The organism is Luteibacter sp. SVR4-7G, assembly GCF_056755555.1.
Genome location: NZ_JBPGXO010000021.1, coordinates 58,426 through 73,073 on the forward strand (window position 1 = coordinate 58,426; position 14,648 = coordinate 73,073).

The window sequence follows — 14,648 nt, forward strand, 5'->3', positions numbered from 1 at the left end:
ATGAGACCGATCCACTTCATCTCGGGCCTGCCCAGGTCCGGCTCCACGCTGCTGGCGGCGTTGCTTCGGCAGAATCCCCGGTTCCACGCGCACATGAGCAGTCCGCTTGCCGGCATGGTGAATGCGATGCTTGGGGAGCTGAGCGCCCGTAACGAATATTTCCCGCTCATCGACGACGAACAGCGGCGACGCGTGCTGCGTGGCCTCTTCGCGGGCTACTACGGCCCTGAGTTCGAAGCCGAGGTCATCTTCGACACCAGCCGCATATGGTGCGCGAAGCTGCCGGTGCTGAGCGAGCTCTTTCCTGACGTGAAGATCGTCGCCTGCGTCCGGCAGCTTTCATGGATCGTGGACAGCGTGGAAAGGGCTGCGCAGAAGAACGCATTGCGGCCCTCCTTCATGTTCAACTTCCACACCGGGGGGACGGTCTACAACCGCGTCGAGGCCATCACGAACGGCGAAGGCATCCTGGGCTATTCGTACAATGCCCTGAAGGAAGCGTTCTTCGGCGATCACGCGCGGCACCTGATGCTGCTGCAGTACGAATCGCTCGTGCGCGACCCGGCCAGGGCGATGGCGGCGGTCTATAAGTTCCTTGGCGAGCCGGCGTTCGAGCACGATTTCGACAATGTCCATTTCGATGCCGAGCGCTTCGATACCTATGTGGGTATGCCTGGTCTTCACGCAGTCGGTAGCAGAGTGGCCGCCACGCCGCGCGGTACGGTCTTGCCCCCGGATATCTTCGGACGTTTCGAAAACGAAGGGTTCTGGCTGGACGCGCGAGCGAATATTCACGGCGTAAGCGTGTTCTAAGCTGTGATTCAGTAGTGGCCAACGCGGATGCGGCTCGTGCTAGGATTTTTTCGCGAGCATGGCACCGAGGACGGCCGGTCACCGCAGCTTCGGACTTCGCGCACGCACTGGCTAGCGGGTTTCTCTGGCAGGGGAACGGTCGATGCAGTCGATGCTTCAGGGGACGGCCGGTACATCCGGTCAGGGCAGTAAGGCTCGTCGACGACGTCGCGGGCAGATCCACCGTCGCACACCATACTTTTCCTCGCACGGCCTGAAAAGGCCGGGCTGAGCCACGGCCGGCCGGCGGCGCATCCGCGCCAGTGCCGGATAGGTTCCGTGCCGTCGTTTCACCGGGGAAAGTGGATCAAGGCAGTACGCATGTCTCGACCTTAGGGGAAGGAGTACGGCATGAACCGCATTTTCCGCGTCGTCTGGTCCAGGGCGTTGCATACCTGGGTGGTGGCTTCCGAACTGGCCGCACGTCGCGGCAAGGGTGCTGGGGGATCCGACGGGGATGGCGTGCGCCGACCGCGGTCACTCGAGTCCCTCACATCCTCACGCCGCTCCGTCTCCCCCTGGCCGCTGCGGCTGGGCATCCTCACTGCGCTCCTGGTCCTGGCCGCGCCGACGCAGGCCGTTGACCGCTACTGGGACGTCAACGGCACCGCCGTCGGCTCTGGCGGCACGGGCACTTGGAACACCGCGAGCCCGTTCTGGAGTCCGAACAACGACGGCGTTAGCGGACCGTACAGCGCGTGGAGCAATGCGGCCCTTTATGACGCCTACTTCGGCGGCACTGCCGGCACCGTCACCCTGGGTGGTGCCATCACTGCTCATAACCTCACCTTCCAGACCGATGGCTATTCGCTCACCGGAGGCAGTTTGACGCTCGGAGGCACCAGCCCCACGGTTTCGGTGACGGCGGGTACCACGACCATCGCCTCCCCGATCGCCAGCACCAGCGGATTGATCAAGGCCGGCGCAGGTGCGCTGACACTGAGCGGCGGCAACACCTTCGGCGGCGGCATCGACATCAATGGCGGGACGCTGACGCTCAATGCGGCGAACAGCTTCACCGGCAACATCAACGCCACCGGGGGCAACCTCGCCGTGGGTGCCATCGGCGACGCGGCGCTGGGCGGCCTCGGCAACGTGGTCAACCTGGAGAACGGACGCACCTTCTCCTCGGGCGGTACGATTTCCTCCGGACGCACGGTCAACCTGGTAAGTGGCATCGGCAATATCAGGGGCAGCGGACTGGGCGGTGCCTTCTACACAGGCGCCGGCGGTTTGAACGCTGGCGACGGCATAGCGCTAACCAACAACGCGAACAACTACCAGGGGCAAACCCAGTTCACTACCTTGCCCGGTTGGGATGGCAGTTCGAATTCCTTCAGTACGATCGCCGACCTGGGCATGCCGAGTTCGCTGGGCGCACCCACGACCGTGGCCAATGGAACCATCCTCCTCGGCCCGGGCGGTGGCCAGGCACTGGGGATATCCGGGCTTCATTACACTGGCACAGGTAACAGTTCCAACCGCAACTGGCAGTTCAGGCCGGGCAACTATAGCGGTGCGGCCTATCTATACAACAGCGGCAGCGGCGCGCTCACCCTGACCGGCGATGTTGCCGCCGTGGGCGGCTCGCGCCCCTTCGGCTTCAGCGCCGAGACCGCCGATCTGAATGTACTCGGCGTGATCAGCAGCAACTCCGGCCGCTCGGCAACGTTCAGTGCCAACAGCGGCCGAACGGTCCGGCTGGGCACCGCGAACACGTTTTCCGGCGCGGCGAACATCGGCGGCGCCGGCACGGTAGAGGCGGCGCTGATCGCCAATGCGGGCGTCGCGGGTTCGCTGGGAACGGGATCGCTCGTCGTCAATGGCGGCAACCTCTCTTACGTAGGCGCAGGCGAGTCGACCAACAAATCGTGGTCCATCAGCAATGGCTCGGTTAACAGCAACGGTACCGGCGCGCTGGCGCTGGCCGGCACCGTTGCCATCACCGGCACGGCCACGCTCGGCGGGGGCTTCAGCGGTGCCGAGAATCTCGTTTCCGGCGTGGTGTCCGGTGCGGGCAACCTGCGCAGCGCGGGCAGTGCCACCTGGACGCTCACGGGAGCCAATACCTATACCGGCACGACCATCGTCGATGGCGGCGTACTGCGCGCCGGTACGGCGAACGCCTTCGGCGGGTCCACCGCCGCGCAAGTCAACAGCGGCACGCTGGACCTCAACGATTTCGACCGGACATTCAGCACCCTGTCCGGTATGGGCGGCACGGTCGACCTGGGCACCGCCAACCTCACCCTGCAAGCCGCGGCGGGCACCACGGCCACCTATGCCGGCAGCATCACCGGCAGCGGCGGCCTGACCAAGCTCGGCGCGAGCACGCAGACCCTGACCGGCGCGAGCACCTATACCGGCGCCACGACCCTCGGCGGCGGCACCCTCAATCTGGATTTCCGTCCCGCGGGAGGTCCGGCCAGCAACATCATCGGCAGCAGCTCCACGCTCAACATGGGCGGCGGGACACTCAATGTGTTCGGGGCGGCAGGCGAGAACAACACGCAGACGTTCAATGGCGTCAACGTCACCACCAGCAACAACACCATTGGCGCAACGTCCGGTACCGGTGGCAGCCTGACCGTCAACCTCGGCGCAATCAACCGTACCGGCGGCCTGATGAACTTCAACTTGCCGGTCAGCGGCAACATCACCACCACCAACACCACGCTCGGCGGTTGGGCCACGGTCAACGGCACCGATTACGCCAAGGTGGTCGGTGGCAACATCACGGCGTTCACCGTCGCCGACTACACCAACAAGGACAACGCGGCCAACTGGCTCGACAACGAATACATCACCGATTCGACCGGCTTCTTCAACACCGTGACCGGCAGCAAGCAGCTGGCCGGTCTGCGTTATACCGTGCCGAAGTCGACCACGGTCACGGTCAGCCCGGGACAGACGCTCGGCGTCGACGGCACGATCATCGTGGCGCCATCGGTGCTCAACACGAACCAGCTGATCACCGGCGGCATGATGACCGGCGCCAATGGCGGCGACCTGGCCGTGCAGCAGAACAGCACGGGCAACTTCACCATCGCCTCGCAGATCGTCGATAACGGTGCAGGGACCGGCTTCGTGAAGGCTGGCACCGGCCTCGTTACCCTGGCAAACACTGGCAATAGCTATACGGGCGCCACCCAGGTGGCGCAGGGCACCCTTTCGGTGAGCAACATCGGCAACGGCGGTGTGGCCAGCGGCATCGGCGCGTCCACGGCCGACCCGGCCAATCTGTCGCTCCAAGGGGCCACGCTAAGCTATACCGGTGCCACCACGAGCAGCGACCGCGGTTTTACCTTCGCGAAGTCGGGCGCCATTCTGGGCAGCGGTGTGGACGTCACCAACGCCACCACCAATCTCACCTTCACCGGTCTCGTTACCAGCCCCGACGGCGCCACGTTTACCAAGAGCGGCGCCGGCACCCTGACCCTGGCCAACGACGCCAACAATTACACCGGCATCACGACCGTGACCGGAGGCCTGTTGTCGGTGGACAGGCTGGCCAACGGCGGGCAGGTGAGCGGCATTGGTGCGTCGTCGGCAGCGTCGGCGAACCTGGTGCTCAACGGCGGCGGCCTGCAGTACACCGGCGCGACTACCGGCACCAACCGCGGCTTCACCCTGGGAGCGAGCAACGGCACCGTCGACGTGAGCGACGCGACGACGACATTGACCGTCAGCGGTACCGTCGTGCAGGCGGCGGGAGGGAACCGCACGCTCATCAAGAACGGCGCTGGCACTCTCGTATTATCTGGCACCAATACGTACACCGGCGGAAACACGATCAATGCCGGCATCCTGCGTGCAGGGTCCACCCAGGCCTTTGGCGGTGCCGGTATCGTGACGCTGGCCAATGTCGCCGGCGCCACGCTGGACCTCAACAATTTCAACAACACCACTGGTCTGCTGAGTGGCGGTGGCACGACCGGTGGCAATGTCACGCTCGGCTCGGCCACCTTGACTCTCGCCGGTGGCGGCAACACCACCTACTCGGGAACGATCAGCGGTACCGGTGGAATCACGCGCACCAACGGAGGCAACCAGACCTTCGTTGGCTGCAACAACACCTACACCGGGCCGACCACCCTGGCGGGTGCCACCATCATTACCGATTGCCTGGCCAACGGCGGGCAGGCCAGCGGTGTCGGAGCCTCCGGCAGCGCGTCGAGCAATCTGGTGTTCAGCAACGGCAACCTGAACTACACCGGCGCGACGGTCAGCACCGATCGGGGATTCACTCTCACAGGCTTCGGCGTCATCGACGTCATCAACGGCAGCACGCTCGGTTTCAGCGGGCCGGTCGTCGGCGGGGGCGAGTTATACAAAGACAACGCCGGCACGCTCGTGCTGTCCGGTAACAACACCTACACCAACAACACCCACGTCAGAGGCGGCATCTTGCGTGCCGGCTCGGCGACGGCTTTCGGCAGCACCAACTCTTTCTGGATGGACAATACCGCCGGTGCGCTGCTGGATCTGAACAATTTCAACGCCAATGCCGGCGCCCTGATCGGCGGGGGCAACCTCGGCGGCAACATCGCATTGGGCAGCGGTTCGCTGACGATCCGGGATGGCCTCGGGCAGACGTACGCTGGCGCGATCAGCGGTACCGGCAGCCTGATCAAGAACGGCGGGGGGACCCAGACCCTGTCCGGCTGCAATAGCAGCTACACCGGTGCGACGACGATCAACGCCGGCGTGCTGGTCGTCAACTGCCTCGACAACGGCAACGTCAACAGCTCGATCGGCGCCTCGAGTTCGGCGCCGGCCAATCTGACCATCAACGGCACGCTGCGCTACATCGGCGCGGGCAGCAGCACGGACCGTCAGTTCACCCTGGGCACCAGCGGCGGCACGCTCGATGCCTCGGGCACCGGCATCGTCGAATTCACCAACACCGCCCCGGTGACCCTGGCCGGTGCGAATACCGCGCGTACGCTGACCCTGACCGGCAGCAACACCGGCTATAACCTGCTCGCCGCGCAGCTCGACAACAACAGCGCCGGCGTCACGTCACTGACCAAGACCGGCACCGGCACCTGGCGCCTGACCAACGCCAACAGCACCTACACCGGCATCACGCGCATCAATGGCGGTGTGTTGAGCGTCGACCAGATGGCCAACGGCGGCCAGGCCAGCAGCATCGGCGCGTCCAGCAACGCGGCAACGAACCTGGTGATCGGCAACGGCTCGACGCTGCGTTACACCGGTGCGGGCGACAGCACCAACCGCCAGTTCACCCTGGATACGGGCGTTACCTTCATCGAATCCTCCGGCACCGGGCCGCTGCAGTTCACCAACACCGGCGCGGTGGCGCTGCTGGGGACCAACACGGCCCGCACCATCGCCCTGGGCGGCACCAATACCGGCGCCAACACGATGGGCGGCACCATCGGCGACAACGGCACCGGCCGGACCACGCTGGCCAAGAACGACAGCGGCACCTGGGTGCTGACCGGCAACAACACGTATTCGGGCAACACCGTCATCAACAACGGCAACCTGATGATCGGCAATGGCGGCACCACCGGCAATGCCGGCGTCGGCAACGTGATCGTCGATTCGCCTACGTCCACCCTGTCGCTCAATCGCAGCGACACCTTCACCTTCAGCGGCACGTTGAGCGGCCCGGGCACCCTTGCCCAGGTGGGCACGGGCACCAGTGTGCTCACCTCGGCGAACAACCAGATCGGCGCGACGACCATTGGCAGCGGGACGTTGCAGGTGAACGGCGCACTGACGACACCGACCGTCGCCATGACCGGCACGTCCGGCCTCACGGTGAACGGCACGGTGCAGGCGACCGGCGCCGCGCCGGTAGCGCTGACCGGCGATGCCGGCGCGCAGACGGTCACCGTCGGCACGGGCGGCACGCTGTTGGCAAACGGCGACCTGGGTGCGGGCAACGACACCGTCGACCTGCGCGGCACGCTCAATACCGGCACCGGGACGCTGGGTCTGGGCGACGGCGACGACCAGCTGGCGCTGCACGATGGCGCGCAGATGCTGGGCGGCGGCGTGAACGCTTCCGGCGGCAACGGCACCGATACGCTGGTGGTCGACACGGCGCTGGGTTACACACTGGATGGCGCGGCCATCGACACCTTCGACATCCTGACCAAGCAGAACACCGGCACGCTGACCCTCACGGGCACGCAGTCGTTCGGTGCCGGCACGCATATCGACGGCGGTTCGCTCGACGTGGACGGTTCGCTCGCCACACCCAGCGTCTCGATGGCCGACAACACGGCGCTCACCGTCGACGGCACGCTCAATGCCGGCGGATCGACCCCAGCGGTCATCACCGGTAGCGCCGGTAGCAACACCATCAGCGTGGGGAGCGGCGGCATGCTGGCCGCCAACGGCGACCTCGGTGACGGCGCGGACAGCGTTACCGTCGCGGGGGAGCTGGACACGGGCGCCGGCGCACTGGCCCTGGGCGCCGGCGACGACACACTGACCCTGCGAAGCGGCGCGCTGCTGACCGGCGCGGGCGTCGATGCCGGCGCCGGCACGAACGACCGGCTGGTGCTCGACAGCGCGACGAACATGGTCCTCGATGGCGGCATGACCGGCGGCTTCGAGTTCCTGCAGAAGGACAACGTCGGTTCGGCGACGGTGACCGGTACGCAGAGCTTCAGCGGCGGCACCGCCATCAACGGCGGCGTGCTGTCGCTGGCGGGTGACTTCACCACGCCGAGCGTCACCATGGGCGACGGCACCGCGCTCAACGTCAGCGGCTCGCTCCAGGCCGGCGGCGGTACCGCGGCGCTGATCACCGGCAGCACGGGCAGCAACAGCGTGAGCGTGGCCACGGGCAGCAGCTTGCTCGCCAACGGCGATCTCGGCGCCGGCAACGACGTCCTGGACGTCGCCGGCACGCTCAACACCGGCGGTCAGACCCTCGCCCTGGGCGACGGCGACGACACGCTGACCATCCATGAAGGCACGGCGATCGTGGGGACGGTCTCGGCCGGCGCCGGCAACGACACCTTCGACACGCACATCGACACCGTGGCGGACCTGGGTGCCGTGCAGGGTTTCGAGACGCTGGGCAAGACCGGTTCAGGCGTCCTCAACATCAACGGCCCGCTCAGCTCCGACTTCCAGAGCGTGAGCGTGGTGCAAGGCACGCTCAACGTCACCGCGGCCGGCAGCGTGGTGGGGGCACCGGGCATACCCTTGACCACGACCGTCGCCGCCGGCGCCACCTTGAACGTGGATGGCAGCTACGGCTGCAGCGCCGGAAACGACACGATGACGGTGGCCGGCACGGTCTCGGGAAGCGGCAGCATCGATCTGTGCGGTGGCGACGATACGCTGACGCTGCAGGATGGCGCCGTGCTCAGCAACACCATCAGCGGTGGCACCGGTACGGGCGACACCCTGGTGCTCGACAGTGCGAATGCCCTCACGCTCGATGCCAGCCGCACCAGCAACTTCGAACGGCTGCAGAAGGACAACACCGGCACCGCCACCTTGACGGGCAACCAGACCTTCGTCGGTGGCACGACGGTCAACGGCGGCACGCTGGGCGTGGATGGTGCCCTGACCACGCCGACCGTGGCGATGGGCGACGGCACGACGCTGGCCGTAAACGGCGCGCTCGATGCCGGCGCGGGCACGCCGAGCACGATCACTGGCAGTGCCGGTGCCAACACGGTGGTGGTGGGCACGGGCGGTACGCTGCTGGCCCAGGGCGACCTCGGTGCCGGCGTGGACACACTCGACGTGGTCGGCACCCTCGATACCGGCGGCGGCGTGTTCGCCCTCGGCGACGGCGACGACAACTTCGTGGTGCACGACGGTACCGTGGTGAACGGCACCATCGACGGCGGCGCCGGGCTGGACACCCGCACCTACGACATCGCCACCAGTGCCAACCTCGGCGCGCTGGTGAACTTCGAGGGTGTGACCAAGACGGGCACCGGCGTGCTCCACATCACCGGACCGGGCACGACCGACCTGCAGGAAGTACAGGTGCTCGGTGGCACGCTCGACGTGGCGGCCGGCGCGAGCGTCGCGGCCACGGCCGGCAGTTCGCTGGCGACGGTCGTAGGCACCGGCGCCACGTTGAACGTCGACGGCGCCTTCGGTTGCGGCACGGGCAACGACACGATGACGGTCGCCGGCACGCTCGGCGGCAGCGGTATCATCGACCTGTGCGGCGGCGACGACACCCTGACCCTCACCGACGGCGCGAACCTCGCCGGGCTGGCCAACCCGGTCGACGGCAACGTGGGTAACGATCGCGTGGTGCTCGACAACGCCGGCGCGATGACGCTGGACGGCAGCCGCCTGGCGAACTTCGAAGTGCTGCAGAAGGACAACGCCGGCGAAGCGACGCTGACCGGCATCCAGGCGTACAGCGGCGGCACGCTGCTCAACGGCGGCCTCCTCACCGTCGCCGGCCAGCTGGATACGCCCAGCATCGCCATGGGCGACGACACCGTGCTCAATGTCGACGGCACCGTGGAGGCGGCCGGCGGGACCGCGGCGCTCCTCAGTGGCAGCGCGGGCACCAACACCGTCAACGTGCGCACCGGCGGCCAGCTCGTCGCCAGCGGCGACCTGGGCGCCGGCGACGACGTGCTCGATGTCGCCGGCACCTTGTCGACCGGCGGTGGCACGCTGTCGCTGGGCGATGGCAGCGACACCTTCACCATCCACGACGGCACGGTGGTGACGGGCACGGTGGACGGCGGCGCCGGTATCGACACCTTCAACCCGGACATCGCCACCAGCGCGGACCTGGGCGCGCTGACCCACTTCGAAGTCCTCAGCAAGACCGGTGTCGGCACGCTCAACGTCAACGGTCCCGGGCAGTCGGACTTCCTCAGGGTGAACGTCCTCGACGGCACCTTGAACGTTGGCGCGGCCGGCGGCATCGGCGGCGTGCAGGACGCCACCGTCGCCAGCGGCGCGACGCTGCGCCTGGACGGTGGCTTCGGCTTCACCAGTGGCGACGACCGCCTGACCGTGGCGGGCACCGTGACCGGCAGCGGCACGCTCGACCTGGGCGACGGCAACGACACCTTCACCCTCCAGGACGGCGCAGATCTCAGCGGGCTGGGCACGCCGGTCAGCGGCGGCGCGGGGACGGACACGCTGGTGGCGGATCTGGCCGGCACCGCGGTCCTCGGCGGCGCCATCGACTTCGAGACGCTGACCAAAACGAACGTCGGCACGCTGACCATCGCCGGCCCTGCCGCCTCGGCCTTCACCACGGTCAACGTGGCCGGCGGCACGCTGGCGGTGGAAGCGGCCGGCAGCCTGAGCGGCGTGCAGAGCGCGACCGTGGCCAGCGGCGCCAGCTTCGTGGTGAACGGCACGGTGCAGTTCACGCCGGGCGCGGACAGTTTCCTCGTCGCGGGCAACGTCGGCGGCCTGGGTACCATCGACATGCTCGACGGCGACGATACGCTGACCCTGCAGGACGGCGCGGACCTGTCCGGCCTGGCCGCACCGATCAACGGCGGCGCAGGCAATGACACCCTGGTCGCGGACTACGCCGGCGACGCCACGCTCGGCGGGGCGACGAATTTCGAGACGCTCGCCAAGACCAACACCGGCACGCTGCACGTGGCCGGCCCGGCGCCGTCCGACTTCACCACGGTGCAGGTCGAGGGCGGCACGCTGGACGTGGGCCCGGACGGCAGCCTCAGCGGCGTGACCACCACCACGGTGGCCGGCGGCGCCACGCTCAACGTCGATGGCGGCTTTGCCGGCTCGGCGGGCAACGACACGATGAGCGTGGCCGGCGCGATCACCGGCCACGGCGCGATCGCCTTCGGCGATGGCGACGACACCCTGACCCTGCACGACGGCGCGGACCTCACCGGTTTCACCGGCTTCCTCGACGGTGGCGCCGGAAGCGGGGATACGGTCGCGCTCGACAACGCCGGGGTCCTGACCTTCGGGGCCGGCACCGTGTCCAACTTCGAACTCCTGCACAAGACCAATACCGGCACGGCCACGCTGACCGGCATACAAAGCTATAGCGGCGGCACCACGATCGACGGGGGCGGGCTGAGCGTGGCCGGTGCCCTGTCCACGCCCACCGTGGCGATGGGTGACGATACGGCGCTGACCGTCGACGGCAGCCTCGACGCCGGCCCCGGCGCGGCGTCGGTGATCACCGGCAGCGCGGGCGCCAACACGGTGACGATTAACGGCACGGCCCTGGCCAGCGGCGACCTCGGCGCGGGCGACGACGTTCTGGACGTGACCGGTACGCTCGATACGCTCGGCGGGACCTTCGCGCTGGGCGACGGCAACGACAGCTTCGTGGTGCACGACGGCACCGAGGTGAACGGCACCGTCGACGGTGGCGCCGGTCTCGATACGCGCGTGTACGACATCAACCAGACGGCCAACCTGGGCGCGCTGGTGAACTTCGAAGGCGTCACCAAGACCGGCACCGGCGTGCTCAACATCACCGGACCCGCGGCCACCGACCTGCAGGAGGTGCAGGTGCTGGGCGGCACGCTGCATGTGGGGCCGGCGGGCAGCGTCGTGGCGATGGCCGGCAGCCCCTTGAACACGCTCGTGGGCAGCGGCGCGACCTTGCAGGTCGATGGCAGCTACGGCTGCGGCGACGGCAACGACACCATGACCGTGGCGGGCACCGTGTCCGGACAGGGCACGATCGACCTGTGCGGTGGCGACGACGTGCTCACCCTGCAGGATGGGGCGCAACTGGACAGCACGATCAGCGGGGGCGGCCACGCCAACGGCGATACCGTCGTACTCGACAGCGCCAGCGCGTTGGCCTTCGACGCGACCCGCACCATCAACTTCGAGTACCTGCGCAAGGAAGGCGCCGGTGTGGCGACGCTGAACGGTGCGCAGAGCTTCGTCAGCGGCACGACGATCGACGGCGGCACCCTGAACGTGGCCGGCCAGCTGGAAACGCCCACGGTGGCCCTGGCCGACAACACGGCGCTCCAGGTGAACGGCGTGGTGCAAGCCGCCGGCGGCGCGCCGGTCGCGCTCAGCGGCAGCGCCGGCACCAATACGGTGACGGTGGGTGCCGGCGGCGTGCTGAAGGCCACGGGCGACCTGGGCGACGGCAACGACCTGCTGGATGTGGCCGGCACGCTCGACACCGCTAGTGGCAGCCTTCTCCTCGGCGCGGGCGACGACACGCTGACCATCCACGACGACACGCGCCTCGTTGGCACGGTGGTCGCCGGCGCGGGCAACGACACCTTCAATGCCGACATCGCCACCCAGGCCGACCTGGGTGCGGTGCAGAGTTTCGAGACGCTGCAGAAGAGCGGCGCGGGCGTGCTCAACGTCAACGGCCCGGCAAGTTCGGACTTCACCACGGTGAACGTCGACGCCGGCACGCTGAACGTGACGGCGGCCGGCAGCATCGCGGCGAGCAGCACCACCGTCGCCGCCGGCGCGACGCTGCAGGTCACCGGCGCCTATACGGGCACCGCCGGCGACGACAGCTTCATCTCGCGGGGTACGGTGCGCGGGGCCTTCGCGTTCGGTGGCGGCAACGACAGCGTCGACTTCATCGGCGGCGACATGAGCGGCGTCACCGCGCTCGACGGCGGCGCCGGCAGTGACCGGCTCGGGTTTGGCGGCCAGACGCTGGACGGCCGTACCCTTCCGGCACTGACCGGCTGGGAGCGCGTGGACCTGCACGACGGCACCTCGCTCACCCTGGACAACGCGTTCGATCTGGCGGGCGGCGTCCTCGCCATCGATGGCACTTCGAGCTTGCTGGCTCACGCCGGCGCCGCGATCCACGGCGATGTCGAAAATGCGGGCCTGATCGACGTCGGCGCAAACCGGCTGGCGATCGGCGGCAACTACACGGGCGTCGACGGCTTGCTGCGCCTGACGGTGTCTCCGGCCACCCTCAGCGCCGGCGGCCTGGACATCGATGGCGACGTGCGCGGTACCACCCGTCTGTCCTTCAACAGCGATGGCAGCGACACCAGCGGGGCAGGGAAGACCTCGATCCTGGTGATCGCCAGCCCGCACGACGATCCGGCGACCACCGGCGGCTTCGTCGCCGACACCACCGCGGATGGCACGGTGCGTTTGGCTGGCAGTCTGTTCCCCTGGACCTTCGGTCAGGAAGCGGACCACAACTGGTATCTGAATGCCCAGGCCGGCCTCCTGCCGGAAATTCCCGCCTATGGCGTCCTGCCCACCCTGGGTCTGGTGCTCGCGCGGCAGGACGACGACCTGGTGCACCAGCGCCTGGCCGGCATCCGCGGCACGGAACGGCCGGCGTGCGGACAGGAACCGGAGCAGCGGAGCGAGGGCGCAGGCACCAACCTCGTCGACGACTGCCACGGGGTCTGGGTGGCGGCAACCGGCAGCAGTACGGACCTGGGTGCGGATCCGGGATTCGCAGCCTCGGGCAGCAACGTCGGCCTGTATGTCGGCATGGACTATGCCGCGGAGAGCGACGGGCAGTCGGTGCGGATCGGTGCCTACCTGGGCTATCTGCACGGCAACTACTGGACCAACGGCAGGAACTCGACCGGGCTTCCTTCCACCGGCGCGGCCGGCATCCGCCTGGATGCGCCGGTCGGCGGTTTCTACGGGAGCATGCACTGGAGCAACGGTGCCTACGTCGAGATGGTGGTCAGCGCGCAGGATCCGCGAGCCCGCGTGCGCACGACCGACGCGTACAGCGAATCGCTCGACGGTGGCGGCGTGACGGTAAGCGCCAAGGCCGGCCAGCGCTACGACCTCGACAACGGCTGGAGCGTGGAGCCGCACCTGAAACTCACCGCCAGCCAGGTGGAGTGGCACGACAAGGTCGATGCCGCCGGCCGCCAGCTGGCCTTCAGCAACCACTGGGTCAATGCGGCGCGGGCGGGCGTGCGCGTGGAGAAGGCCTTCGTCACCGAGGGCGGCGCGCGGATCAAGCCCTGGGTGACGCTGGCCGTCGAAGACAGCTTCCACCAGGGTCGCGACGGCTTGCAGATCGCCGAACCAGGCGCGGACGGCACCGCGCTCGCGCTGCCGAACCAGGACCTGGGCACGAGCTTGCGCCTCGACGCCGGCGTCGAAGCGAAACTCAACACGCGAGTCAGCCTGTTCGGCGTCGTCTCCGCCGCCCAGGACCTGCGTGGAAGCAACTTCCGGGAGCGCGCGGCGAACCTTGGCGTGAGGGTGCGTTGGTGAGCGAAAGATAATGCGGCCTTGCGCGATCTGCAGAGCGCATCACAACACTCCGGCTTCGCGGTGATGAGCATGGCGCGACCATCACCCCCAGGGAGAGTGCGCCATGCGGAATCCGGTTCGGATGTCTCGTACGAAGATCATGCTCGGATTGACGCTTGCGGCGGCCGGTATCATGGCGCCGCCTGTGTCGCTTGCAGCCTCTACGGGCTATACAGGCATTTTCGGCGGCGGCCCGATCTACAAGAACCCGTCCAGGACGCTCAGCGAGCTTGGCCCTTCCGGGTTCAATGAAGTGATCGTGTGGAGCGTCGAGGTCATGGCCAACGGCGACCTCAACTTCAACGGCGAATTTCCGCTGGTCTCCAATGGCAAGTACATCGGCGCGCAGACCTATCCCTCATTCGCCGGCACGCTCGCCAGCCTCAAGTCGGCTGGCGTGAAGCGCATCACCTTCAGCATCGGTTCGTCCAACATCGGCGATTTCCAGCACATCAAGGCACTGGTCAACAGCACGGGTTCGGGCGGCGGCACCAGCTCGCAAAGCACGCTGTACAAGAACTTCCAGGCGCTGAAAGCCGCCATCCCATCCATCGACGCCATCGACCTGGATGACGAGAACAGTTATGACG

Annotated in this window: 3 protein-coding genes; all 3 read left to right on the forward strand. The window is 67.7% G+C overall.

Annotation, left to right across the window (positions count from 1 at the left end; translation table 11 throughout):
• Entirely contained in the window at nt 1-813 is an 813-nt protein-coding gene (locus tag ACR9ZH_RS10030) for a sulfotransferase family protein (protein WP_481290618.1), read from the forward strand.
• Nucleotides 814-1,203: 390 nt separating this feature from the next.
• The gene (locus ACR9ZH_RS10035) at nt 1,204-14,019 is read left to right on the forward strand and encodes an autotransporter-associated beta strand repeat-containing protein (protein ID WP_481290619.1); all 12,816 of its coding nucleotides are present in this window, start codon (nt 1,204-1,206) and stop codon (nt 14,017-14,019) included.
• A gap of 121 nt (nt 14,020-14,140) precedes the next feature.
• Nucleotides 14,141-14,648 (forward strand): hypothetical protein (locus ACR9ZH_RS10040; protein WP_481290620.1); only part of this gene is annotated, 508 nt, incomplete at its 3' end.